At 73.5% G+C, this 25,262-nt stretch carries 20 protein-coding genes; 14 read left to right on the top strand and 6 right to left on the bottom strand.

The window, feature by feature from the left end; all coding sequences use genetic code 11:
• The first annotated feature begins 21 nt into the window (after positions 1-21).
• Positions 22-1,764 carry an LCP family protein gene (locus tag ACFYVJ_RS07285; RefSeq protein WP_388887414.1) on the top strand — a complete coding sequence of 581 codons (1,743 nt, stop codon included), beginning with the start codon at positions 22-24 and terminating at the stop codon, positions 1,762-1,764.
• Positions 1,765-1,830: 66 nt separating this feature from the next.
• On the opposite strand, the gene ACFYVJ_RS07280 is transcribed toward ACFYVJ_RS07285, so the two are convergent.
• On the bottom strand, positions 1,831-2,862 hold the full coding sequence (locus ACFYVJ_RS07280) for a glycosyltransferase family 2 protein (RefSeq protein ID WP_388887412.1): 1,032 nt from the start codon (positions 2,860-2,862) through the stop codon (positions 1,831-1,833).
• Between the two features lie 236 nt (positions 2,863-3,098).
• On the opposite strand from ACFYVJ_RS07280, the gene ACFYVJ_RS07275 reads away from it, so the two are divergent.
• Positions 3,099-4,514 carry an LCP family protein gene (locus ACFYVJ_RS07275; RefSeq protein ID WP_388887891.1) on the top strand — a complete coding sequence of 472 codons (1,416 nt, stop codon included), beginning with the start codon at positions 3,099-3,101 and terminating at the stop codon, positions 4,512-4,514.
• A gap of 36 nt (positions 4,515-4,550) precedes the next feature.
• Here the strand turns inward: ACFYVJ_RS07275 and ACFYVJ_RS07270 are convergent, their stop codons facing one another.
• Positions 4,551-5,081: an acyl-CoA thioesterase gene (locus ACFYVJ_RS07270; protein ID WP_388887411.1), complete on the bottom strand. Its 531-nt coding sequence runs from the start codon at positions 5,079-5,081 to the stop codon at positions 4,551-4,553.
• Positions 5,082-5,278: 197 nt separating this feature from the next.
• Between ACFYVJ_RS07270 and ACFYVJ_RS07265 the strand changes: the two genes are divergently transcribed.
• Entirely contained in the window at positions 5,279-6,451 is a 1,173-nt protein-coding gene (locus tag ACFYVJ_RS07265; protein WP_388887890.1) for an LCP family protein, read from the top strand.
• A gap of 96 nt (positions 6,452-6,547) precedes the next feature.
• Here the strand turns inward: ACFYVJ_RS07265 and ACFYVJ_RS07260 are convergent, their stop codons facing one another.
• The 3 genes from ACFYVJ_RS07260 to ACFYVJ_RS07250 are packed head-to-tail and all read right to left on the bottom strand — an operon-like array spanning position 6,548 to position 9,453.
• Complete coding sequence (locus tag ACFYVJ_RS07260) at positions 6,548-7,954, bottom strand: coenzyme F420-0:L-glutamate ligase (RefSeq protein WP_388887409.1); 1,407 nt, start codon at positions 7,952-7,954, stop codon at positions 6,548-6,550.
• Positions 7,951-8,907: a 2-phospho-L-lactate transferase gene (gene cofD, locus ACFYVJ_RS07255; protein ID WP_388887407.1), complete on the bottom strand. Its 957-nt coding sequence runs from the start codon at positions 8,905-8,907 to the stop codon at positions 7,951-7,953. The genes ACFYVJ_RS07260 and cofD overlap by 4 nt, the downstream gene beginning before the upstream one ends.
• A gap of 24 nt (positions 8,908-8,931) precedes the next feature.
• Positions 8,932-9,453, bottom strand: coding sequence for a cysteine dioxygenase (locus ACFYVJ_RS07250; protein WP_388887405.1), 522 nt, complete (start codon positions 9,451-9,453; stop codon positions 8,932-8,934).
• A gap of 622 nt (positions 9,454-10,075) precedes the next feature.
• Here ACFYVJ_RS07250 and ACFYVJ_RS07245 point away from each other — a divergent pair.
• The 3 genes from ACFYVJ_RS07245 to ACFYVJ_RS07235 all read left to right on the top strand — a co-directional run bounded on the left by ACFYVJ_RS07245 (position 10,076) and on the right by ACFYVJ_RS07235 (position 15,980).
• Complete coding sequence (locus ACFYVJ_RS07245) at positions 10,076-10,339, top strand: WhiB family transcriptional regulator (RefSeq protein WP_018840771.1); 264 nt, start codon at positions 10,076-10,078, stop codon at positions 10,337-10,339.
• A 275-nt stretch (positions 10,340-10,614) separates the two neighbouring features.
• A complete protein-coding gene (locus ACFYVJ_RS07240; protein ID WP_388887403.1) occupies positions 10,615-14,433 on the top strand; it encodes a glycosyltransferase family 2 protein in 3,819 nt (1,272 codons plus the stop codon).
• Positions 14,430-15,980 carry a DUF5719 family protein gene (locus ACFYVJ_RS07235; RefSeq protein WP_388887401.1) on the top strand — a complete coding sequence of 517 codons (1,551 nt, stop codon included), beginning with the start codon at positions 14,430-14,432 and terminating at the stop codon, positions 15,978-15,980. The genes ACFYVJ_RS07240 and ACFYVJ_RS07235 overlap by 4 nt, the downstream gene beginning before the upstream one ends.
• A 15-nt stretch (positions 15,981-15,995) precedes the next feature.
• Here the strand turns inward: ACFYVJ_RS07235 and ACFYVJ_RS07230 are convergent, their stop codons facing one another.
• A complete protein-coding gene (locus tag ACFYVJ_RS07230; protein ID WP_388887399.1) occupies positions 15,996-16,376 on the bottom strand; it encodes a metallopeptidase family protein in 381 nt (126 codons plus the stop codon).
• 352 nt (positions 16,377-16,728) lie between these two features.
• Between ACFYVJ_RS07230 and ACFYVJ_RS07225 the strand changes: the two genes are divergently transcribed.
• The 8 genes from ACFYVJ_RS07225 (at position 16,729) to ACFYVJ_RS07190 (ending at position 25,023) form a co-directional block, all read left to right on the top strand.
• Positions 16,729-17,178 (top strand): DUF3499 domain-containing protein, encoded by a 450-nt coding sequence (locus ACFYVJ_RS07225; RefSeq protein WP_388887397.1) that lies wholly within the window; start codon positions 16,729-16,731, stop codon positions 17,176-17,178.
• 119 nt (positions 17,179-17,297) lie between these two features.
• On the top strand, positions 17,298-18,656 hold the full coding sequence (locus ACFYVJ_RS07220; RefSeq protein ID WP_388887395.1) for a phosphomannomutase/phosphoglucomutase: 1,359 nt from the start codon (positions 17,298-17,300) through the stop codon (positions 18,654-18,656).
• Positions 18,657-18,885: 229 nt separating this feature from the next.
• Positions 18,886-19,095 carry a Trm112 family protein gene (locus ACFYVJ_RS07215; RefSeq protein WP_388887393.1) on the top strand — a complete coding sequence of 70 codons (210 nt, stop codon included), beginning with the start codon at positions 18,886-18,888 and terminating at the stop codon, positions 19,093-19,095.
• Between the two features lie 11 nt (positions 19,096-19,106).
• A complete protein-coding gene (locus ACFYVJ_RS07210; protein WP_388887392.1) occupies positions 19,107-20,228 on the top strand; it encodes an SIS domain-containing protein in 1,122 nt (373 codons plus the stop codon).
• 19 nt (positions 20,229-20,247) lie between these two features.
• Positions 20,248-21,441 carry a mannose-6-phosphate isomerase, class I gene (gene manA, locus ACFYVJ_RS07205; RefSeq protein ID WP_388887390.1) on the top strand — a complete coding sequence of 398 codons (1,194 nt, stop codon included), beginning with the start codon at positions 20,248-20,250 and terminating at the stop codon, positions 21,439-21,441.
• A gap of 160 nt (positions 21,442-21,601) precedes the next feature.
• Positions 21,602-22,525 carry a cation diffusion facilitator family transporter gene (locus tag ACFYVJ_RS07200; RefSeq protein ID WP_388887388.1) on the top strand — a complete coding sequence of 308 codons (924 nt, stop codon included), beginning with the start codon at positions 21,602-21,604 and terminating at the stop codon, positions 22,523-22,525.
• A gap of 329 nt (positions 22,526-22,854) precedes the next feature.
• Complete coding sequence (ahcY, locus tag ACFYVJ_RS07195) at positions 22,855-24,318, top strand: adenosylhomocysteinase (protein ID WP_388887386.1); 1,464 nt, start codon at positions 22,855-22,857, stop codon at positions 24,316-24,318.
• 87 nt (positions 24,319-24,405) lie between these two features.
• Positions 24,406-25,023 (top strand): hypothetical protein, encoded by a 618-nt coding sequence (locus tag ACFYVJ_RS07190; protein ID WP_388887385.1) that lies wholly within the window; start codon positions 24,406-24,408, stop codon positions 25,021-25,023.
• Positions 25,024-25,262 lie beyond the last annotated feature (239 nt).

Below are 25,262 nucleotides of genomic sequence, written 5' to 3'. Positions count from 1 at the left end.
CGCGATCGACCAGGAGGCCCCATGCGCCGCAGCAATGTCCGCGGTAGCGGAGCGGACGGTCGCCCCGACAGAGCCGGCGAGCTCGGCTGGGACGACAGTCTGTACGAAGACGCGGGCGCGCCGGGCATGCCGCGGCAGCGAGGCTACGCGCGTCACACCGGCGACCACGACCCGCACCACGACGACGGCCACGAAGGGCCCGGCCCCGACGGCCGCCCCGGGAGCCACGCGGACGGAGCCGGCGACGCCGGACCACCGCCGCGGCGCCGCGGGATGCGTATCGCCCGCTGGTTCTTCGGCATCGTCGCCTTCCTCATACTCGGCACCGCGGCCGCGGGCTACCTCTACTACCGCGACCTGAACAACAACCTGGAGAAGGACCCCCTCAACCTCGGCAAGAACAAGCTCGACGAGAAGCAGCCCAACGCGGAGGGCCAGACCCCGCTGGACATTCTGCTCCTGGGGTCCGACAGCCGGAACTCCGACGAGAACGTCCGCCTCGGCGGCTCCCGCGCCGACCGCGGCCGCAAGCCGCTCGCCGACGTGCAGATGCTGCTCCACGTCTCCGCGGACCGCAGCAACATGTCCGTCGTCTCCGTCCCGCGCGACACCCGGGTGACGATCCCCGAGTGCACCGACCCGGACGACGGCACGGTCTACCCGGAGACCACCAGCGAGACGATCAACACCAGCCTCCAGCACGGCGGTCCCGGCTGCACCGTCGCCGCCTGGGAGGCCATGACCGGCGTCTCCATCGACCACTTCATGATGATCGACTTCGCCGGCGTGGTGAGCATGGCCGACGCGGTGGGCGGCGTCCCCGTGTGCGTACGGGACAACGTCTACGACGAGGACTCCGGGCTGCGCCTCGAAGAGGGCGAGACGACCATCAAGGGCGAGCAGGCGCTGCAGTGGCTGCGTACCAGGCACGGCTTCGAGGACGGCAGCGACATCGGGCGCACGCACGCGCAGCACCAGTACATGAACTCGATGGCCCGCCAGCTCAAGGAGGGCGCCAAGCTCTCCGACCCCGGCAAGCTGCGCCGCCTGGCCGAGGCGGCGACCAACGCGCTCACGGTCGACGACGGCCTGGGCGACCTGAAGAAGCTCTACGACCTCGGGAACGACATCAAGCGGGTGCCGCCCGAGCGCATCACCATGACCACCATGCCGTGGGTGCCGGACCCGCAGAACAACGCGCACGTCGTGCCCAACGAGGAGGACGCGCCGCAGATCTGGTCCATGATCCGCAACGACGTCGCCTTCGACGGCAAGGACAAGCCCAAGAAGAAGAAGCCGGACGACCTCGTCGCCCAGGCGGAGCCGAAGGCGGACATCCCCGTCCTCGTCCAGAACGGCACGGGCACCGCGATGTACGCCCCCGTCACCGGGCGGGCCGGCGACATCGCCGAGGTGCTCGCGGAAGACGGCTTCACCCAGGCCGCCACCGACGCCACGCCCAAGTCGCAGGCGGACACCACCATCTCGTACGCGACCGAGGAGCAGCACGCGAACGCCCTGGCGGTGGCCAAGTCCATCGGCTTGCCCGACCGGGCGGTGAAGGAGTCCAGCGGCGTCGACGGGGTGACGCTGGTGGTCGGCGCCGACTGGCGGGAGGGCGACGCCTACCCGCCGGGCGCGGGCGGCGACGCCGGCGACGGCGGCGAGGAGGAGGGGCCGGAGAAGGCACCCGAGAGCTCCAACCCGCTGGCGGGCAGCAACAAGAAGGCGTGCATGGACGTCAATCCGTCCTACACCTGGTGACGCCGCGGCCCCGCTCGCGCGCGCGGGCGGGGCCGTACGGAACCGGAAGCCGGTGGGTGATGCGGCTCAGCCTGCCGTGACCGCGGGGCGGCGGCTGGCGATCACCTTCTGCGCCAGCGACCGCGGGCTGGTGAGGAACCCCCAGCCCCACGTCATGTGCATCGTGGCCAGCGCCACCGGGATCTGCAGCCGCGCGCGTACCGGCAGACCGCGGCCCGCGGGCACCGAGCCGGCCGCGATCCCCACGGTGTACGCGAGCGGAACCGCAAGACCCAGCGGCGTCAGCGGGGTGACCAGCACGCCCGCGACGATCCCGGCGAGGGCGGCGGGCGGCGCGAGGTAGCGCGGGTTGATCGAGCCCTTGTGGTACCGCGCGACGACGCGGCGCCAGCGGCCGTAGTCCTTGTACTGCTTGGCCAGCGCCCGCAGGTTCGGCCGCGGCCGGTACGAGACCTTCAGCTCCGGCGAGAACCAGACCCCCCCGCCGGCCGAACGGATCCGGAAGTTCAGCTCCCAGTCCTGCGCGCGGATGAACTCCTCGTTGTACCCGCCCTGCTGCTCCAGCGCCTCCCGGCGGAAGACGCCGAGGTACACGGTGTCCGCGGGCCCCGCCTCGCCGCCGGTGTGGAACGCGGCGTTGCCCACCCCGATGCGCGCGGTCATCGCCGCGGCGACGGCCTGCTCCCAGCTCGTCTCGCCCTCGGCGTGCATGATGCCGCCGACGTTCTGCGCGCCGGTCTCGGCCAGCAGCCGGACGGCGGTGGAGATGTAGCCGGGGGAGAGCATGCCGTGGCCGTCGACGCGGACGACGACGGGGTGCGAGGAGGCCGCGATGGCGGCGTTGAGCCCGGCGGGCGTACGGCCCGTGGGGTTCGGCACCGTCTGGACCCTGGTCCTGGCGCCGTCGGCGGTCTCGCGGACCAGTTCCGCGGCGATGGCGTCGGTGCCGTCCGTGGACGGGCCGAGGGCGATGACGACCTCCAGCTCGCCGTCGTAGTCCTGCTCCAGGATGTGCCGCACCGCCTCACGGAGGTGCCGCTCCTCGTTGAGCACCGGCATGATCACGGAGACCGCGGGGGGAGTCGCAAAGTCGTTCATGGCGCCGCTCAGGTTACCGCGAACGGGGGATCGGGGCGTGCCCGCAGGGTGGCGTTAAGCGTACGGACGGCGTGTGCGGGGAAGGACGGCGCCTACGTCCCTACCGTGGTCGGGTCCGTGCGCGTGCCACCGCCCTGCCACGCAGGCACAGACGCGCCCGTGCACGCATGTGCACGCGGCAGCCGACGCCCGCACCCGAGCCCCGCGGAGGTCCCCACACCGTGCCAGCCCCGTCCGTGAAGCGCCCGCGCTGGGTTCTGCGGATCGCCACCGCACTCTCCCTCCTGCTGCTGGCCACCGGCGGGGCCGGGTACTTCCTGCTCAGCTCCATCGGCTCCGGCATCCACCGGGTCGACGCCTTCGGCGGCATCTCCGACCGCCCCCGGGAGGGCCACGGGCTCAACTTCCTCGTCGCCGGCGTCGACCGGCGCGACAGCGTGAGCGAGGAGGAGCGGCGCAAGTACCGCCTCGGCGGGGAGCCGTGCAACTGTACGGACGCGCTGATGCTCGTCCACCTGTCGAAGGACCGCGACCGCGCGAGCGTGGTCAGCATTCCTCGCGACAGCTACGTCGAACTGCCGCCGCACACCAACCGCGCCCTCGGCGAGCGGCGCACCGCGCACGCGGCGAAGGTCAACGCGGCGTACACGCACGGCGGCCCGCCGCTGACCGTACGGGCCGTGGAGAAGCTGTCCGGGGTGCACATCGACCACTACGTGGAGATCGACTTCGCGGCGTTCATGAAGACGGTCGACGTGGTGGGGGGCGTGCAGGTGTGCACGCAGCGCCCGCTGCGCGACAAGTACTCCGGTCTCGACCTGCCCGCCGGCACCAGCAGCCTGGACGGCGGCGAGGCGCTGGCGTACGTACGCGCCCGGCATCTGGACGGCGCGTCCGACATGGGCCGGATGAAGCGCCAGCAGCGCTTCCTGGCGGCCGTGATCGACAAGCTCACCGGCACCAGCGGCCTGATGAACCCGCTGCGCTTCCGCGAGGTCGGCTCGACGCTCCTGGGCTCGGTGCGTACGGACGCGGCGCTGGACACCGGCGCGGTGTTCTCGCTGGGCAAGGCGCTGCACGGGTTCTCGCCCGGGTCGTCGGAGTTCGCGACGGTGCCGGTGGCGGACATGGACTACGAGGTGCCGGGGCTCGGCGCGACGGTCAGGTGGGACGAGGAGCGGGCCCGGCGGCTCTTCGACAGGCTGCGCGAGGACAGGCCGCTCAAGGCCCGCGGGGGCCCGGACGGCCGGAAGGGGCAGGGCAGGGGGAAGGGCAAGGCGACGCCGGTGGAGGTGCCGCCGGAGCGGGTCCGGGTGCAGGTGGCGAACGGCACGGGGCAGGACGGCCTCGGCGGCCGGGTGGACCGCACGCTGGCCCGCACCGGCTTCGACACCACCGGGGCGCCCACGACGGCGGCGCGGACGGACCGCACGGTCATCACGTACGACCCGGAGTGGGACCGCTCCGCCCGCTCCCTGGCCGCCGCCCTGCCGCACGCGAAGCTGGTCCCGGACCGCGGCCACGGTGCGCTCATGACGGTCACGCTGGGCGACGACCACGAGAAGGTGCACCGGGTACGGCCCGCGGACCCGATCCTGGACGGCGCGGACGTCTGGTCGGCCGTCTCGGGCGACGAAGTCCTCTGCACGTGACGCCGCCCGCGGGGGACGGCGTGGGGCGGGCCGCCGTCAGGCCGTGCCGCCGCCCGCGCGGAGGTTCTTGATCGCGCGCCGGCGGGCCAGCCGGTGGGTGCGCCGGATCTGCGCCTCCTGGCAGCGCCGCTCGTCGCGCTCCGTCTCCGGCGCGACCGCCGGCACCGGGCGCGGGCGGCCCTGGTCGTCGACCGCGGCGAAGACCAGGTACGCGCTCGCGACCTGCTTCGCCGGCGTCGACTCGTTCCACCGCTCCGCCATCACCCGTACCCCGACCTCCATGGAGGTCCGCCCGGTCCAGTTGACCTGCGCCAGGACGTGCACCAGATCCCCGATGCGGACCGGCTCCAGGAACACCATCTCGTCCATGGACGCCGTCACCGCGGGCCCGCCCGAGTGCCGCCCGGCGACCGCCCCCGCCACGTCGTCCACCAGCTTCATGATCACGCCGCCGTGCACGGTGCCCAGCAGGTTCGCGTCGTTCGCCGTCATGATGGACGACAACGTGGTGCGGGAGGCCGAGGTGGGCTTCGCCTCACCCGCCGGCAGCCGTGCCTGATCGTTCATGTGTGTCACTGTATGCGGCGCGCCGCTTTGCATCAGAACCGCTACAAGCCCGGCCCGATTCGGAACCCCCCTTCAGGTCGGCCGGGCGGGCAGGGCACACTTCCCGCATGAATGACTGGCCCGAGGGATGGACTGCAGACAGCCGGGACCGGTACGGGCGCGGCAGCCGCGCGTCCGATCCGGAGCCCCACCGCGTCATGCCCGTCGTGGGCGGCGGCGGGGTGCCGCCGCAGCGATCCCGGGGCTACGACGACGACGGGCACGGTCCGTACGGCGACGGTTACAACGAGGGACAGGTCTACCGCAGCGGCGGCGGCGACCCCTCGGGACCGTACGGCGACGACGGCGGCAGCCGCCAGGCCGGCGGCTACGGCAAGCCGCCGCCGAACTGGCGCAAGCGGATCAAGATCGGCGCCATCGTCGCGCTCGTCATCCTCATAGTGGTGCCCGTCGCCACGTACTTCTGGGCGGACTCCAAGCTGCGCCGCGAGGTGGACCTCAGCAAGGTCGAGGACCGCCCGGGCGGCGGGGAGGGCACGAACTACCTCATCGTCGGCTCCGACAGCCGCGAGGGCATGTCCAAGGAGCGGCAGCAGGAACTGCACACCGGCTCCGTCGAGGGCAAGCGCACCGACTCGATGATGATCCTGCACACCGGTGACAACGGGAACACGATGGTCAGCCTCCCGCGTGACTGGATGGTCACCATCCCGTCCTTCACCGGCTCGGAGACCGGCAACCGCATCCCGGAGCAGACGCAGAAGATCAACGCCGCGTATGCCATCGAGGGCCCGGAACTGCTGGTCCGCACGGTCGAGTACAACACCGGCCTGAAGATCGACCACTACGCCGAGATCGGCTTCGGCGGCTTCGCCAACATCGTCGACGAACTCGGCGGCGTCGAGATGTGCTTCGACGAGGCGGTCAAGGACAAGAACTCCGGCGCCGACTTCGAGAAGGGCTGCCAGGACCTCGACGGCGCCGAGGCCCTTGCCTTCGTCCGCAACCGCTACGCGCTGCCGGGCGGTGACCTGGACCGGACGAAGAACCAGCAGAAGCTGCTGTCGAAGCTGGCCAGCGAGTCGGCGAAGTTCACGACGATCATGAACCCGTTCAAGCTCTACCCGACGATGGGTGCGGGCCTGGACTCGCTGATCGTCGACAAGGACATGAGCCTGTTCAACGTCGCCCAGATGTTCTGGGCCATGAAGGGCGTCTCGGGCGGCGACGGCAAGTCGATGAACCTGCCGGTCGTCTCCGGCGGCACGGACCCGCGGCTCGGCTCCGTACAGAAGTGGGACGAGGCGAAGGCCAAGCAGCTCTTCGAGCAGCTCAAGAACGACGACAAGGTCACCGTCTCGGCGGACTGAGCGCCGGCCAACCGAGCAGATTGATCAGTCGGACGGGACCCCGGCCCGCGGTGGGCCGGAGTCCCGCCGTCGTACGCCTCGGGGAGCGCGCCGCGCTCAGCGCACCACCGTGAACTCGTCCGCCGTCCGCGGCGGCCGCTGCCGCGGCGGGGCGGCCGCGTGGCCCACGGCCACCGAACCCATCGGGTCCCAGTCCGCCGGCAGGTCCAGCACCTCGCGGACCACGTCCCGGCAGAACATCGTCGACGACACCCACGCCGAGCCCAGCCCCTCGCCGGCCAGCGCCACGAGGAAGTTCTGCACCCCTGCCCCGGTGGCGACGACGAACATCTCCCGCTCGGCGGCGTTGCGCCGGTCGTCGGGGTAGGTGTGCGAGCCGTCCATCACCAGACAGGGCACCACCAGATACGGGGCCTTGCGCAGCACGTCCCCGCGGCGGATCCGCTTGGCGATGGACTCCTCCGTGAAGTCGCTCAGCTCCCGCAGGTCCCGGATCCACGCCTCGCGCATCGCGTCCAGCAGCTCCGTGCGCGCCGCCTGCGACTCCAGCAGCACGAACCGCCACGGCGTCGTGTGGTGCGGCGCCGGCGCCGTCACCGCGGCGGCCACGGCCCGCCGCACCGCCGCCGGGTCCACCGGCTCCGCGCTGAACTCGCGCACCGTGCGCCGCTGCGTGACCGCCTCGCGGACCGCCTCCGAGGTGCCGAGGCGGAACATGTCCTCGGCCGGCTCCCGCACCAGCGCCCGCGCGTCCGGACCATCGTCCTCGCCGGCCGGGGCGACGAGCTGCGGCAGCCCGCTGAGCACCGCGACCGGCAGCCCGTCGGCCTTGCCCTTGACCAGCTCGCCGGCGGCGGCCAGTTCGTCCCCGGCGGCGACGATCGTGCCCTCCAGGGCGTTGCCGTACGTGTCCGGGGCGCCCCGCAGGTCGTCCAGCACCCGGACGCCGGCGGCGCCGATGGCGACGTCCGTGACGCCGTTGCGCCAGGGGCGGCCGAAGGTGTCGGTGACCAGGATGCCGACGTTGACGCCGAGGGCCGTGCGCAGCCCGGCGCGGAGCGCGCGGGCGGAGGCGTCGGAGTCCTCGGGGAGCAACAGGACGGTGCCGGCCGGGGTGTTGGAGGCGTCCACACCGGCGGCGGCCATCACCAGGCCGTGCCGGGTCTCGACGATGCGCAGCGGGCCGCGGCGGGCGACGAGGCGTACGGCCTCCTCGTCGATGGCGGCCTCCCGGTCGCCGGGCACGGCGGTCTGCCGGACCCGGCCCTCGGCCTTGCTGACGATCTTGGAGGTGACGATGAGGATGTCCCCGTCGGCGAGCGGGGGCCCGGCCAGGCCGGGCGCGGCGGCGGCGACGAGCTTGGCGAGGTCGTCGCCGGGACGGACCTCGGGGATGCCGGGCAGGGCCCGCACTCGGAACTCCGGGGCCGCCGCCTCGCCCGCGGCCACCGCCGTGGCGGTGGCCGCGCCGGCCTCCGTGCCCGTACCCGCGTCCGCCGTCATGCCCGTACCTCCTGAGCCAGCTCCAGCGCCGCCGCGGCCATCCGCGCGGTCGCGTCCGTGTCCCGCATCATCAGCGGCACCGCCCGGCAGCGGATCCCGGCGGCCTCCACCGCCGGCACCGCCCCCGCGTCCACCTCGTCGACCAGCCAGCCGTCGATGAGCCCGGAGCCGTAGTGCAGCGCGACCGCGTCGGCGGTGGACTCGACGCCGACCGCGGCCAGCACCTTGTCCGCCATGCCGCGCACCGGGGCGCCGCCGACGATGGGGGACAGGCCCACGACGGGCACGTCGGCGTCGGCGATGGCCTCGCGGATGCCGGGCACGGCGAGGATCGTGCCGATGCTGACGACGGGATTGGACGGCGGGAAGAGCACCACGTCCGCCTCGCCGATGGCCTCCAGTACGCCGGGCGCGGGCTTGGCCTGCTCGGCGCCGACGGGCACCACGGCGAGCGCGGGCACGGAGGCGCGCAGCCGCACCCAGTACTCCTGGAAGTGGATCGCCTTGCGCTCGCCGTCCAACTCGACGGCGACGTGCGTCTCGACCCGGTCGTCGGTCATCGGTACCAGCCGCACCCCCGGCCGCCAGCGGTCGCACAGCGCCTCGGTAACGGCGCTGAGCGGGAAGCCGGCGCCGAGCATCTGGGTGCGCACGATGTGGGTGGCGAAGTCGCGGTCGCCGAGCCCGAACCAGCCGGGCCCGACGCCGTACGCGGCCAGCTCCTCCTTGACGGCGAACGTCTCGCCGGCCCGGCCCCACCCCTGCTCCTCGTGGATGCCGCCGCCGAGCGTGTACATCACGGTGTCCAGGTCGGGGCAGACCTTGAGGCCGAACAGGTGGATGTCGTCGCCGGTGTTGCCGACGACGGTGACGTCCGCGTCCGGCTCTGCCTGCTTCAGGCCGCGGAGGAACCGGGCGCCGCCGATCCCGCCGGCCAGTACAACGATGCGCATGGAGCCCAGTCTTGCAGGCCGGGCTCAGCGGCGGGCGGGCTCGTACCCCTGGCGGGCGGCGCAGCAGGCGACCGTCGTTTCGGCGGGACGGTCCTCGTGCATCGGCATCTCGGTCAGGGCGGGGAAGTAGACGTGCAGGCTGACGGCCGGCGTCAGCGCGTCGTTGACGACTTCGTGGACGTACCCCGGCGCGAAGACGCGTTGCGCGCCGGGCGTGAGGGTGCGCGCGGTGTGGTTCGCGCGCTCCGTCAACTCCCCTTCCAGCACGGTGAGTACGCCGGAGGACGGGCCGTGGCCGTGCGCCCCGCTGCGCTGTCCCGGCAGCCAGCTCAGCAGCCACACCTCGTAGCCGGGGCCGGTACGCAGCCGGTGGTACCAGCGGGTGACGGGGTCGTAGCCGACGAGGAGCGCCCAGGCGTCCCGGTCGGCGGCGAGCGCGCGGGCGAGGCCGGCGAAGTCGGCGACCGTGACGGGGTGGGCGGGCGCGGGCGGGAGGAGGTGGGGGAAGGCGAGCGGGTCGCCGCCGATCTGGATGTCGCTGAGCATGGGGCTCGGGAGTCCTTGGCGTCTGTGGTGCGCGAGGAGTGCGGAGAGTGGCGAAGGGGTGGCCTGCGGGGCAGGCAGCAGGGAGCGGAGCTGGAGCCTCAGCGGCTACAACAGCTCGGACACTCCTCGCTCGGCCGGTACGGCCACGGGCCCGACATGCGCATCAGCAGAGCGGATCCGGGGGGTGGTTGTCAACTGGATGTCCGGGTTGACCGCAAGGATTCACACCTTCCGGTTGCCGGGCGTGGCGAAAGGTTTATTCACCCCGTTGTACGGAGAGACGGCGACCAACCGCAGGGCGACCATCGGGGCCGGGGTGCCGTTGTGCATCCGTGACGCGACTGTGATCTTCTTCGCTTTGCCGGGCGGGCCGCAACGGCGCCGTAGCCCCGATCGTCTCCCCCGGTAGGGGTGCCTGCCGGGATCGCGGTCTATCGGACTGTCATGGTCTTGGCCGATATGAACACTATTCACGAGGGCTTGGTGCCGCAGGGTGAATAAGAGGTCCAATAGCAGATCCCGGCTTGACTGTGCCAGAGCGGCGTACCTGTAATTTCACACGTGTCCGTTCAGGCGATTCAGTAACGGCAACATCACGGGGAAGCAAAGACGAGGGGCGCACATGACCGAGCTGTTCCAGCAGGTGCTGGTCGAGGAGGCGGACGAGGAGCTCGGGTGGCAGGAGCGCGCGCTGTGCGCCCAGACCGATCCCGAGTCCTTCTTCCCGGAGAAGGGCGGATCCACACGCGAGGCCAAGAAGGTCTGCCTCGCCTGCGAAGTCCGGTCCGAGTGCCTGGAGTACGCCCTCGCCAACGACGAGCGCTTCGGGATCTGGGGCGGCCTGTCCGAACGGGAGCGGCGCCGGCTGAAGAAGGCGGCCCTCTAGCCGGTGCCGTGACCGTGCCGTAGCGGGCGCTGTCACCGGCGGCGCAGCCGCGCGCCGGGCGGGCCCGCGGCGGCGAGCGCGGCGCCACGGGATTCGCGCGGGCGTGCGCCCGGCGCCCGTACGGCGTACGTGACCTCGGCGGAACCCGGCGGCGGCCCGGGGATCGTCCGCCAAGTCGCCCTGTGACGGAGGGACCCTCTAGTGTGGGGCACCGTCCACGACAGCCGCCACATTCCCGGGAGGTGACCCGGACTCCACCAGGGGTCCGCACCTCGATGTCCGAGCACAGCAACGCTGACTACGCGGCCGGCTACCCGGCCGCCGCAGCCGACGGAGCAGGCCGGCCCGGGACGACCGCGGCCGCCCCCGGCGGCGGCACCCCCGCCTTCCCGCGGCACGTCGTCACCGCCGTGCTCGTCTCGCACGACGGCGAACGGTGGCTGCCCGACGCGCTCGCCGCGCTCACGGCGCAGGAGCGCCCCGTGCAGAGCGTCATCGCCGCCGACACCGGCAGCGCCGACGGCTCCGCCCGCATCCTCACCGAAGCCCTCGGCGCCGAGCGCGTGCTCCACCTCGCCCGCCGCACCGGCTTCGGCACCGCCGCCGCCGAGGCCGCCCGCACCGCGGGCGTGCTCACCCCCGACCAACTGCCTTACCTGCGCCGCCCCAGCGGCTGGGACCCCGTCAGCCGCAGTTGGCGCGACGACGCGTACGACATGCCGGAGTTCCCGCACGGCGAGCCCGTCCAGTGGCTCTGGCTGCTGCACGACGACTGCGCCGCCGAGCCCGACGCGCTCGCCGCCATGCTCCGCCTCGCCGACGACATGCCCTCCGCCGCGATCATCGGCCCCAAGCTGCGGAGCTGGTACGACCGCAGGCAGTTGCTGGAGGCCGGCGTCTCCATCGCCCACAGCGGCCGCCGCTGGACCGGCGTCGACCGCCGCGAGCAGGACCAGGGCCAGCACGACGGCATCCGCGACGTGCTCTCCGTCTCCACCGCCGGCATGCTCATCCGCCGCGACGTCTTCGACCAACTCGGCGGCTTCGACGCCCGGCTGCCCCTCATGCGCGACGACGTCGACCTGTGCTGGCGCGCCCACAAGGCCGGCCACCGGGTCGTCGTCCAGCCCGACGCCGTCATGCGGCACGCCGAGGCCGCCGCCCGCGAGCGGCGCTCCATCGACTGCATGGGCAGATCGGGGCAGACCGCGAAGGGGGCGAGCCCGCACCGCGTCGACAAGGCCGGCGCCGCCTACACCCTGCTCGTCAACTCCAGCACCGCGGCCCTGCCGTACATCGCGTTCCGGCTCGTCCTCGGCACCCTGCTGCGCACGCTGGCGTACCTCGTCGGCAAGGTCCCGCGGCAGGCCCTCGACGAAGTCGCGGGACTCGGCGCCGTGCTGCTGCGGCCGCACCGCATCGCCGCCGCCCGCCGCAGGCGCGGCAAGCCCGCCGTGCCGCCCGGCGACCTCAAGCCGCTCTTCCCCGGCCGCGGCGCGACCGTACGCGCCACCGTCGAGCAGGTGCTCAGCAACTTCAGCGGCCGCTCTGAGCCCGAGCTGTCCGGCGGCGGCCGGCACGGCGGTGCCGTCGAGTCCGGCCCGGGCGACGACGATGCCGACTTTCTCGAAGTCGAGCAGTTCGCCCGGATGAAGCGGGTGGCGCGCAAGCCGGGCCCGGTGCTCTTCGCCGTCCTGCTGCTCGTCGCCCTCATCGCCTGCCGCGAGCTGATCGGCGGCGGCGCCCTCATCGGCGGCGCGCTCCTGCCCGCCCCCGCCGACGCCGGCGACCTCTGGTCGTCGTACGCCGACTCCTGGCACCCCGTCGGCACCGGCGGCACCCAGGACGCACCGCCCTACCTGGCGTTCCTCGCCGGTCTCGGCACCATCCTGTTCGGCAGCACCAACGCCGCGCTGACCCTGCTGCTCGTCTGCTCCGTGCCGCTGGCCGGCTTCACCGCGTACTTCGCCTCCCGGCCGCTCGTCAGCTCCCGGCTGCTGCGCGCCTGGGGCAGCGTCGCGTACGCCTTCCTGCCCGCCGCCACCGGCGCGCTCGCCGCCGGCCGCATCGGTACCGCGGTGCTCGCCGTGCTGCTGCCGCTCCTCGCCCGCGCGGCCGTCGCCGCCGGCGGGCTGCGCGGCCGGGCGAGCTGGCGCGGCGCCTGGGCGTACGCGCTGCTGCTGACCGTCACCACCGCCTTCACCCCCGTCGTCTGGCCGCTGGCCGCCCTGCTGGCCGGTGCGCTGGTCGTCTGGACCGTCGTACGCGGCCGGAGCCCCCTCGGGCCCGTCCTGCGTCAACTGGCCGTCCTGGTGACCCCCGTGGTGCTGCTGGCGCCCTGGTCCCTCGATCTGCTGACGGCACCGTCCGGCTTCTTCACCGAGGCCGGACTGGACACCGCCGCCGACGACGTGACCCCGCTGGGCCTGCTGCTCGCCTCGCCCGGCGGCCCCAACGCGGGCGGCGGCGTGTTTCTCGCCGGCGTGGTGCTCGCCGCGCTGGCCGCCCTGCTGCGCTCCGACCGGCGGCTGCCGGTGGGTGCCGCGTGGGTCGTCGCCGCCGTCGCCGGGCTGCTCGCCGCGGCCGGCGCGGGCGACGGCTGGACCGGGCCGCAGACGCTCGTCTACGGGATCGCGCTGCTGGCCGCCGCCGTCATCGGCGCCGACGGCGCCCGCCACCGCGTCGCCGAGCAGTCCTTCGGCTGGCGGCAGCCGGCCGCGGTGCTCGTCGCCGTCGCCTGCGCCGTGGGGCCGCTGGTGCTGGCCGTCGGCTGGATGTGGCGGGGGGCTGACGGCCCGCTGGAGCGCGGCGGCGCCGACCAGGTGCCCGCGTTCGTCGCGGAGGAGAGCCGCACGCCTGACCAGCCGCGCACGCTGGTCGTCGGCGGGTCGGTCGGCCAGGTCGAGTACATGCTCGTACGGGGCGCGGGCACCCGCCTCGGCGACGCCGAACTGGCCGCGGCCGACGGGGGCAACCCGCGGCTGTCCGGCACCGTCTCCGGGCTCGTGGCCGGCTCCGGCGCCGACCAGTCGGCGGAGCTGGGCGCGTACGCCGTGCGCTACGTCCTCGTACGCAACGACGCCCCGCGCACCTTCGGCCGCGTACTCGACGCCACCCCCGGGCTGACCCGGCTCAGCCAGCAGGACGGCGGCGCGCTCTGGCGCGTCGACGCGCGGGTCTCGCGCGCGACCGTCGTCGCGGGTGACGACGAGGCCCGGGGTGCCGCCGAGCCGGTGCCCGTGGCCGCCGGACCCGTCGAGGTGCACACGGACCTCAAGGAGGGTCCCGAGGGCCGCGTGCTGCGCCTCGCGGACGCGGCGAGCGCCGGGTGGCAGGCCACCCTGGACGGCGAGCCGCTGGAGGCCACGACGGTCGACGGCTGGGCGCAGGGCTTCGAACTGCCTGCGGGCGGCGGGCGGCTGGACGTCACGTACGACACCGCCGTGACGCACACGGCGTGGACCTGGGCGCGCGGCGCGGCGCTGCTCGTCCTGCTGGTGCTGGCGCTGCCCGGACGGCGGCGCGACGTGGACGACGACCTGCCGGAGGCGGGCGTCCCGGCGATCCCGGCGCAGGCGCTGGAGGGCGACGGGCGGCGCGCACGGCGGCTGCGGGCGCAGGCCGCCGCGGCGGAGGCCGAGGGCGCGGGCGAGGGCGCTCCGGGTGCCGTGCCCGAGGCGCCGCCGATGCCGCCGGCTCCGCCGGGGTCCTCCGGGGCGACCGGTTCGCCCGACGAGCAGCCGGCCTGGGCCGCGGCGCCGGTGGCCGGTGCCGGGCAGGTGGAGCAGGGCTACGGGGACACGGCGGTCGCCGACCCGTACGCGGCCCCGCCGCAGGGCTACGAGTGGGAGGGCACCGGCTACGGCGGGCAGTACGGCGGGACGGCGTACGAGGCGCCCTACGAGCCGCAGTACGACCCGGATGCGTACGAGGGCGAACAGCGGCCCGGCGCCCCCGCGGTGCCGCCGCAGGGCGGCCAGGGCTACGGCGACGGCGGGCAGGACCCGTACGGCGCGGGGCAGTACTCCGGCCCGTACTACGACCAACGGAACCACGGCGCGGGCGCCGAGCGGGACGGGAGCGACAACGCGTGAAGACCGGCCCCCTCTCCCTGATCGCCGCCGCGGCCGCACTCGCCGTCACCGCGGGCGTCGCCACCCTCACCGTCCCCGGTGACGAGGACGACGGCGGCAACGCCGCGCCCGCCGCGGCGCGCATCGCCGTCGAGCGCTCCTCCCTGCTGTGCCCGCAGCCGGGCGATACGGAGCTCGGCGAGACGACGTACACCTCCTTCGTGCCCGGCGGCGAGGGCGACGAAGGAAGCGCCGAACTGCTTCCCGCCACCACGGAGTCCGAAGCCGCGGACCAGCAAGAGAAGAAGGACGACGGCGAGGACAAGGGCGACGGCGAGGACGAGGGCGACGGACAAAAGAAGGACGACGGACCCGACCCCGTCGCCCCCCTGAAGCGCGCCGGCACCCCCGCCGAGGCCACCACCGACGAGGCCGAGGCCCCCGCGCTCGTCGGCACCGCCGAGGGCGACTTCGCCCCCGGCTGGAGCGTGCAGCAGACGACCCTCGTCACCGCGGGCGACGGCCGCGGCCTGTCCGGCGCGCGCTGCACGGCCCCGGACAGCGAGTTCTGGTTCGCCGGCGCCAGCACGATCGACGAGCGCCGCGACTACGTCCAGCTCACCAACCCCGACGACGAGGCCGCCGTCGTCGACCTTCAGTTGTTCGACAAGGACGGCCCGGTCGAGAGCGAGACGGGCAACGGCATCCAGGTCCCCGCCCGCTCCAGCGTCTCGGTGCTGCTCTCCACGCTCGCCGACGAGCCGTCGATCAACGTCGCGCTGCACGTCGCCGTGCGCTCCGGCCGCGTCGGCGCCGCCGTGCACGCCGCCGACGAGCAGGTCGGCGGCGACTGGCTCCAGCCCGTCTCAGAACCCGCGCCCGGCGCGGTCCTCCCCGGCATCCCCGGTGACGCCACCTCCGTACGCCTCGTCGTCTACGTCCCGGGCGAGGACGACGCCGACCTCGCCGTGAAGCTCGCCGGGCCCAACGGCTCGATCACCCCCGCCGGGTACGAGTCGATACACGCCAAGAGCGGCATGACGACGGCGATCGACATGCAGAAACTCACCCAGGGCGAGGTGGGTTCGCTGATCCTGGAGCCGGAGGACGGCAGCAGCACACCCATCGTCGCGGCCCTGCGGGTGACCCGGGGCAAGAACACCGAGCAGGAGATGGCGTTCATCCCCTCCGCCGCGCCGGTCGAGGAGCGCACCACCGCCTCGGGGAACTGGCCGAAGGCCGCGAGCCTGTCGCTCGCCGCGCCGGGCAAGGCCGTCGAGGTCAAGGTCACCGCGTCGCCGGGCAGCGAGGGCGGTGAAGCGGCGGAGGAGACGTACACGGTCAAGCCGCGCACCACGCTGACCATCGAGCCGCCGAAGACGTCCGGCACCGAGGGCACCTTCGCGCTCACCGTCGAGCGTGTCTCGGGCGGCGAGCTCTACGCCTCGCGGACGCTGGCGACGAAGGAGAGCGGCATCCCGATGTTCACGATCCAGACCCTCCCCGACGACAAGGGGATGGTCGAAGTCCCGGACGCCGAGCAGGACCTGGGCGTCCTCACGGACTGACGTACGGTGCCGCCGTCAGTCCTGGCCGTAGTGCGGATCGACCGACTCCGGGGCGACGCCGAGGAGTTCCGCGACCTGCTCGACGATCACCTCGTGCACCAGCAGCGCGCGCTCGTCGCGGTTCTTCGTGCGGATCTCGACGGGGCGGCGGTAGACGACGATGCGGTCCGGGCCCCCGCCGCCGGTGACGAGCCGGCCGAGCGGCACCGCGCCGTCGTCCTCCCAGCCGGCCGGGCCGTTGCCGCCGCCGGGGACGTCGAGGACGGCGAACTCGACGCCGGCAAGCTGGGGCCAGCGGCGTTCCAGCCGGGTGGCGGACTCGTGCACCAGGTCGACGAAGGCGTCCGAGCGGCTGACCGCCAGCGGTACCTGCGGCGGCGCCACGGGGCCCCGCATGCCGCGGCCATGACGGTCGCGGGTGCGGCCGCGCGGGCGCGGCGGGGGCCCTGGGGGCGGCGCCGGTCGTTCTGTGTGCTCCATCACCGATGAGCGTAGCCCGCGCCGGGCCCGCCGCAGACCATCCCGGGGCAACCCCGGGAATGTCGCGAAGTGAACGGTCGGCACAGGAATCGGCTCGCAGATGAACGGGCCGAAGTCCGCCGAAACCGGTTGGATTGACATGATTTGCAGCCAGGGCTGATCACTTGCAACGTCGTAGCCACCGCCGATGTGACCGACGTCGCAGGTCAACTCGGCCATACGCGACCGGCTTCGCACCGCACGGCGGGCGACACGGGTGGGTGACGCGATGGTGAGTCGTCGCGGCCCGCTCAGGAGTGCGGTACCGTCCAACGTCGTGAGCCCTGTACGTCGCTGTTCGCGCACCGCATGCGGCCGAGCCGCCGTCGCGACGCTCACCTACGTCTACGCCGACTCCACCGCCGTCCTCGGCCCTCTCGCGACGTACGCCGAGCCCCACTGTTACGACCTGTGCACGGAGCACTCCGAGCGGCTCACGGCCCCGCGCGGCTGGGAGGTCGTCCGGCTCGCGGTCCCCACCGGACCCGCGCGGCCCAGCAGCGACGACCTGGAGGCCCTGGCCAACGCCGTGCGCGAAGCGGCCCGCCCGCCCCGCGCGGCGGCCGACAGGGACGGGATGGCCGCCCCGCGCGCCGTGGCCCCCGGCGGCCGCGACGCCGACCCCATGGAGGTCGCGCGCCGCGCCCACCTGCGGGTGCTCCGCTCTCCCGAAGGCTGACCGCCGCCCGCCCGCCGGGCTGCTCCCGTACGGTCCCTGCCGCCCCGGCCCCGGACGGCGTGTGTCCGCCCCATCGCGTACTGTGCAAGCCTCAGCAGCGTGCGAAAGGGCGGTAAACCGTGACCGATCTCTCGACGATCGTGAAGGCGTACGACGTGCGCGGCGTCTTCCCCGAGCAGCTCGACGAGCCGCTCGTCGAGCTCTTCGGCGCCGCCTTCACCGAGACCACCGGCGCCGGCAAGATCGTCGTCGGCCATGACATGCGCCCCTCGTCGCCCGCGCTGGCCGCCGCCTTCGCGCGCGGAGCCGTCGCCCGCGGCGCGGACGCCGTCCTCATCGGCCTGTGCTCCACCGACCAGCTCTACTTCGCCAGCGGCCATCTCGGCCTGCCCGGCGCCATGTTCACCGCGAGCCACAACCCCGCGCGGTACAACGGCATCAAGATGTGCCGCGCCGGTGCCGCCCCCGTCGGCCAGGACACGGGGCTCGCCGAGATCCGCGCCAAGGTCGAGCGGTGGCAGGCAGAAGGGGCGCCCGTCCCGGTCGCGAAGCCCGGCAGCGTCACGGAGACCGACCTCCTCGCCGACTACGCGGCCCATCTGCGCTCCCTGGTCGACCTCGGCGCCATCCGGCCGCTGAAGGTCGTCGTCGACGCCGGCAACGGCATGGCGGGCCACACCGTGCCCAGTGTCTTCGAGCCGCTGCCCGTCGAGGTCGTCCCCATGTACTTCGAGCTGGACGGCACCTTCCCCAACCACGAGGCCAACCCGCTCGATCCGAAGAACATCGTCGACCTCCAGGCCGAGGTCCGCAGGACCGGCGCCGACGCCGGCCTCGCCTTCGACGGCGACGCCGACCGCTGCTTCGTCGTCGACGAGAAGGGCGACCCGGTCCCGCCGTCCGCGATCACCGCGCTGGTCGCCGCGCGCGAGCTGGAGCGCAACGGCGGCGGCACGATCATCCACAACCTCATCACCTCCTGGACCGTGCCCGAGGTCGTCAAGGAGCAGGGCGGCACGCCCGTGCGCACCCGCGTCGGCCACTCCTTCATCAAGGAGGAGATGGCCAAGACCGGCGCCATCTTCGGCGGCGAGCACTCCGCGCACTACTACTTCCGCGACTTCTGGAACGCCGACACCGGCATGCTCGCCGCGCTCCACGTCCTCGCCGCCCTCGGCGGCCAGGAGGGCCCGCTGTCGCAGCTCGTCGCCGCCTACGACCGGTACGCGGCCTCCGGCGAGATCAACAGCACCGTCGACGACCAGGACGCCCGGCTCGCGGCGGTCAGGGCCGCGTACGCCGGGCGCGAGGGCGTCACGATCGACGAGCTGGACGGGCTGACGGTCACCGGCGACGGCTGGTGGTTCAACCTGCGGGCGTCCAACACCGAGCCGCTGCTGCGGCTGAACGTGGAGGCGGACGACGCGGACACGATGGCGCAGGTGCGGGACGAGGCGCTGGCGCTGGTACGCGGCTGAGGCCGCGGGGCGCGGCAGGCGGGCCGGTAAGGGGCAGCGTCCCTAGGCGTACGGCCCTTACCCCCGCCCCGCACCGCCCTCACCACCGCCCGGACGCCGCCCGCCCCCGCGCCCGTCCACAGGCCCCGACGCGGGCAGGCGGGCCCGTACGCCCGGCGGTAGGCTGGCGCCTGCTGCTCGTACGCACAGCCGAGCCCAGCACCGCAGCAGCCAGCCGAAGGGGACGCACATGCCGGTCGACGCCAGCCTCCTGGAGATCCTCGCCTGCCCGGCGTGCCACGCCCCGCTGCGCGAGAGCAAGGACGGCGCGGCCGGCGGCGCCTCGGAGGCCCCCGGCGAGCCCGAGCTGCAGTGCACCTCCGACACCTGCGGCCTCGTCTATCCCGTACGCGACGAAATCCCCGTCCTGCTCGTGGACGAAGCCCGCCGCCCCGCCTAGGCCCCGCCGCCATGCTCGACGAGTCGCTGCTCGACGACCCCGGGGAACTCGCCCGCGCCGACGCCCGCGGCCTGCTGCGCAGCGCCGCCCAGGCCGGCGCCCAGATGCGCATCGCCGCCCGCCAGGCCGCCGAGTCCGACCTCGCCCGGGTCCGGCCCGACGGCCGCCCCCGCGCGGTGCTCGTCGCCGCCCCGGGACCCGTCGCGAACACCACCGCCGACCTGCTGCGCGCGCTGACCGCGGGCGCCAGCCCCGTCACCGCCCTGCGCCCCACCGGCGCCCGGCCCGAGCCCAGCGCCCTGAACTGGACGCTGCCCGGCTGGGCCGGCCCGTACGACCTGCTGCTCATCGCCACCGACTACGGCCGCGAGCCGGGCCTCACCGCGCTCGTCGAGCAGGCGTACCGGCGCGGCTGCACCGTCGCCGCCGTCGCCCCCCGCACCTCCGCGGTCACCGAGATCGTCACCTCCCGCGGCCTCGCGATGCCGCTGCTGCGCGCCCCCGGCGAGCAGATCGAGACCGGCGGCCTGTGGCCGCTGCTCACCCCGCTGCTCGCGCTCGCCGACCGCATCGACCTGATCGACGCCCCCGACGACGCCCTCTCCCGGGTCGCCGACCGCCTCGACATCGTCGCCGAGCGCTGCGGGCCCGCCATCGAGACGTACGCGAACCCCGCCAAGACGCTCGCCGCCGAGCTGGCCGAGTCGCTGCCGCTGCTGTGGAGCGAGGGCCCCCTCGCGGGCGTCGCCGCGCGCTACTTCGCCCGCCAACTGGCCGCCGTCGCCGGCCGCCCCGCGCTGCCCGCGACGCTGCCCGACGCGCTCGCCGCCCACGGCATGCTGCTGTCCGGGGCCTTCACCTCCGGCGCCGACCCGGACGACATCTTCCGCGACCGCGTCGAGGAGCCCGCCGCGCTCCGCGCCCGGATCGTCCTGCTGCACGACGAGTCCGCCGACACCGCCCGCACCCCCCGGGAGGCCGCCCCCGCGGCCCGCGAGCTGGCCTCCGCCCAGGGCACCCCCGTCAGCGAGCTGGAACCGTCCGACGGGGATCCCCTGGAGGCCGCGGGCGAGCTGATCGCCACCGCCGATTTCACCGCCGTTTACCTCGCCCTGGCTGCAGGTTCCGCCTGACCCGTACCAAGATGGCCGTATGGATCGCCTGAACAACACCGTCCGCCCGTACGCCTGGGGCTCCACCACCGCCATCCCCGAGCTGCTCGGCACCGACCCGACCGACGAGCCGCAGGCAGAGCTGTGGATGGGCGCCCACCCCGGCGCGCCCTCCCGCCTCGACCGCGGCGCCGGGCCCGTCCCCCTGGACCAGGTGATCGACGGCGACCCCGAGGGCGAGCTGGGCGCGGCGACGGTGGCGCGCTTCGGGCCCCGGCTGCCGTTCCTCCTCAAGGTGCTCGCCGCCGCCGCCCCGCTCTCCCTCCAGGTCCACCCCGACCTCGCCCAGGCCCGCGTCGGGTACCTCGAAGAGGAGGAGCACGGCGTCCCCGCCGACGCCCCCGAGCGCAACTACAAGGACGCCAACCACAAGCCCGAGCTGATCTGCGCCCTCACCCTCTTCGAGGGCCTGTGCGGCTTCCGCCCGCCCGCGGACGCCGCCGGCCTGCTCGACGGCCTCGGCGTCGACGGCCTCAAGCCGTACGCCGACGCCCTGCGCGCACAGCCCCAGGAGGACGCGCTGCGCGAGGTGTTCGCCGGCGTACTGCGTGCGGACCGCGACGAGCTGGCGGCCACCGTCGAGGCCGCGGGCCGGGCGGCGGAGAAGCTGGGCACCACCGACAGCCCGTACGCCGCCGACTACGCCGCCTACGGCGCCCTGGCCCGCTCCTGGCCCGGCGACCCCGGCGTCGTCGCCGCCTTCCTGCTCAACGTCATCAGGCTGCAGCCCGGCGAGGCGCTCTTCCTCGGCGCCGGCGTCCCGCACGCCTACCTGGACGGCGTCGGCGTCGAGATCATGGCCAACTCCGACAACGTGCTGCGCTGCGGCCTCACCCCCAAGCACGTCGACGTGCCGGAGCTGCTGAAGATCGTCTCCTTCACCCCGGGCGCCCCCGAGGTGCTGCGGGCCGGCCCCGACGGCCGCTACCCCGTCCCCGTCGACGACTTCCGCCTGTACCGCCACGACCTCGACGACGGCCCCGTCACCGTCGCCCAGACGGAGGGCGCGGGCCCGCAGATCCTGCTGTGCACCGACGGCAGCGCCGAGCTGACCAACGCCGCCGGCGAGCACCTGGCCCTGCACCGCGGCGAGTCGGCCTTCGTCCCGGTCGCCGACGGCACGCTGCACGCCACCGGCTCCGGCACGCTCTTCCGTGCCACCACGGACAACTGACCGCCGCCGGACGGATCTCCGCGCTCCGCCGCAGGTCGTCCACAACCGCGGCCGGCAGGGCTTGCGCCCACCGGCCGCGGTGCTGACAGAATGTGCCGCCGTGAAGGGCGCGGCCTCCCGCCGCGCCCCGCGGCGGCGGACGGAAGGGAACCGGCGGCACATGGCTGCAGGCGGCGGTACGAAGGCGATCCTCGCGGCGCTCGGCGCCAACTTGTCGATCGCGGTCGCGAAGTTCGTGGCATGGGCCTTCAGCGGCTCGTCCTCCATGCTCGCCGAGGCCGTGCACTCCCTGGCCGACTCCGGCAACCAGGCGCTGCTGCTCCTCGGCGGCAAGCGCGCCAAGCGCGCCGCCACGAAGGAACACCCCTTCGGCTACGGCCGCGAGAGGTACGTCTACGCGTTCCTCGTCTCCATCGTCCTCTTCACGGTCGGCGGCCTCTTCGCGATCTACGAGGGCTATCACAAGATCGAGGACCCGCACGCGATCGACCACTGGTACTGGCCGGTGGGCGTCCTCGTCTTCGCGATCATCGCGGAGACCTTCTCCTTCCGCACCGCCATCAAGGAGTCCAACGAGGTACGGGGCAGCCAGGGCTGGTGGCAGTTCATCCGCCGCGCCAAGGCGCCCGAACTGCCCGTGGTGCTGCTGGAGGACCTCGGCGCGCTCGTCGGCCTGATCCTGGCGCTCCTCGGCGTCGGCGTCGCCCTCGCCACCGGCGACGGCGTCTGGGACGGCGTCGGCACCGTGTGCATCGGCGTCCTGCTGCTGATCATCGCCGTCATACTCGCCATCGAGACCAAGAGCCTCCTGCTCGGCGAGGGCGCCAGCGAGGCCGACGTCGAGGCCATCAGCACCGCGCTCGTCGACGGCGACGCCGTCACCCGGGTCATCCACCTCAAGACCCTCTACCTCGGTCCGGACGAGCTGCTGGTCGCCGCGAAGATCGCGGTGCAGCACGACGACACCGCGGGCGAGGTGGCGCGCGCCATCGACGCCGCGGAGTCGCGGGTACGGGAGGCGGTGCCGGTGGCGAGGATGATCTACCTGGAGCCGGACATCGCCCGCGCACAGGCGGACAAGTAACGAGTCCGGGTCCGGCTTGAAAGCGGCCGCCGCGCCCCCACCAGGGGCCGGGCGTCTCACCGGTTGTCCGGTCCGCGGGATGGCCAGTTCCCGTTCTCCACATGCCCACGCGGCGAGCGCGGCCTGCGGTAGATTCGTGGGGCAGAGCCAGACGTCGCTGCTGATGGCGATCGGGTGGCCCGCCAGCGGGCCGGCCGAGGGGGAGAGAGGGCCTCCGGCGGACTGAGCCGCAGAGGGACCGGTGTGTCCGCACGCGTGCGTGCGCAGGGGCGCCGCGCGCACGTCCCGTCTGCGCTCAGGGAATCCGACCACCCTCAAGGAGTTGCGACGTGACTTCCACGACCACCGCCACGAGCCCGGACTTCAAGGTCGCCGACCTGTCCCTGGCCGCCTTCGGCCGCAAGGAGATCCAGCTCGCCCAGCACGAGATGCCCGGCCTCATGTCCATCCGCAAGGAGTACGCCGAGGCCCAGCCGCTCGCCGGCGCCCGCGTCACCGGCTCGCTCCACATGACCGTGCAGACCGCGGTCCTCATCGAGACGCTGACCGCCCTCGGCGCCGAGGTCCGCTGGGCCTCGTGCAACATCTTCTCCACCCAGGACCACGCCGCCGCGGCCATCGCGGTCGGCCCCGACGGCACCCCGGACGACCCCCGCGGCGTCCCCGTCTTCGCCTGGAAGGGCGAGACGCTGGAGGAGTACTGGTGGTGCACGGAGCAGGCGCTGACCTGGCCCGGCACCGACACCGGCGGGCCGAACATGATCCTCGACGACGGCGGCGACGCCACGCTCCTCGTCCACAAGGGCGTCGAGTTCGAGAAGGACGGCAAGGTCCCCTCGCCCGACACCGCGGAGAGCGACGAAGAGCGCGTCATCCTCCAGCTCCTCACCCGCACCGTCGCCGAGACCCCGCAGAAGTGGACGCAGCTCGCGTCCGAGATCCGCGGCGTCACCGAGGAGACGACCACCGGGGTCCACCGGCTCTACGAGATGCACCAGGCCGGCACGCTGCTCTTCCCGGCCATCAACGTCAACGACTCGGTGACCAAGTCGAAGTTCGACAACAAGTACGGCTGCCGCCACTCCCTCGTCGACGGCATCAACCGCGCCACCGATGTCCTCATCGGCGGCAAGACCGCGGTCATCTGCGGCTACGGCGACGTCGGCAAGGGCTGCGCCGAGTCCCTGCGCGGCCAGGGCGCCCGGGTGATCATCACCGAGATCGACCCGATCTGCGCCCTCCAGGCAGCCATGGACGGCTACCAGGTGGCGCGGCTGGAGGACGTCGTCGAGACCGCCGACATCTTCGTCACCGCCACCGGCAACAAGGACATCATCCTCGCCGAGCACATGCAGCGGATGAAGCACCAGGCGATCGTCGGGAACATCGGCCACTTCGACAACGAGATCGACATGGCCGGCCTCGCCAAGCTGCCCGGCATCGTCAAGGACGAGGTCAAGCCGCAGGTGCACACCTGGACCTTCCCCGACGGCAGGGTGCTCATCGTCCTGTCCGAGGGCCGCCTGCTGAACCTCGGCAACGCGACGGGCCACCCGTCGTTCGTCATGTCCAACTCCTTCGCGAACCAGACGATCGCCCAGATCGAGCTGTTCACGAAGACCTCCGAGTACCCGACCGGCGTCTACGTGCTGCCCAAGCACCTCGACGAGAAGGTCGCCCGCCTCCACCTCGACGCCCTCGGCGTCCGGCTCACCGAACTCCGGCCGGAGCAGGCGTCGTACATCGGCGTGCAGGTCGGGGGCCCGTACAAGCCGGACCACTACCGGTACTGAGCCCGGCACCACCACCACCGCCCGCCCGGGAACCCCCGGGCGGGCGGCCGCGCGTCGGGGGAGGGCACGCCGCGTAGGGTGCGGCACATGCCGCGCGGACGCTATTCCCTCTACGACCCGTACGACGGCACCCCGCTGGGCGACGAGCACTTCCACTGCGCCCCCGGCGCCTCCGGCTGGCGCTACACCGCCAGGACCACCGCCCCCGACGGCACGGCCACAGGCTCCGTGGACCTCACCATCGACCACCTCGGCCGCCCCGTCCGCCTCGAACTCCACGCCGCCGGCTGGCAGGTCCGCGGCGCGGCACTCGACGGCATCACCTGGGTCCGCTCGGACCCCACGGGCGAGCAGGCCCGCGAGGGCAACGCCCGCGCCCAGGGATTCACCGGGACCTCCCCGGCCTTCCTCATCGCCACCACCCGCCTCCTCGGGCCCCCTCCCACCCAGGCTCCCCAACGCCTCCGCCTCGTGGCCCTCACCCGCCCGGTCCTCGCCCCGCGCACGCTGGACCAGGCGTGGAGACGGACGGGGGAGGACACCCACGAGGCCGACACGGGGCCGCTGCGGGTGGTGAACTACCAGGTCAGCGACCTGGAAACGGGCGATCGGGGCGAGGTCCACCTCGCCGGCGACGTGGTCCTGGCGGCCCCCGGTGTCGAACTCGAAGAACTCGACACCCCGCCCAACTCCCTGGACGCCTGAGGGCGATTCGCATCGCCCGCGGTTGACCTGGTACTGTTCACGTCGCTCGAGCAGGAGAGCACGACGACTCCGCGACAGAGCACTCTCTGAACTGCCTGATCCGGAGCGGTAATTCGCACCGAAAAAGGTCTGGTAAGGTTCAGAACACCGAAGGGAAACGCCCGGAGAGGCCCGGAAGGGTTTTGAAGGTAGTGTCCGTTCTTTGAGAACTCAACAGTGTGCCAAGTAATCGATGCCAA

The organism is Streptomyces sp. NPDC004134, from assembly GCF_042874195.1.
Lineage (GTDB): Bacteria > Actinomycetota > Actinomycetes > Streptomycetales > Streptomycetaceae > Streptomyces.
Note: the sequence above shows the minus strand (reverse complement) of the source record. Positions and strands in the feature narration are given on the sequence as shown.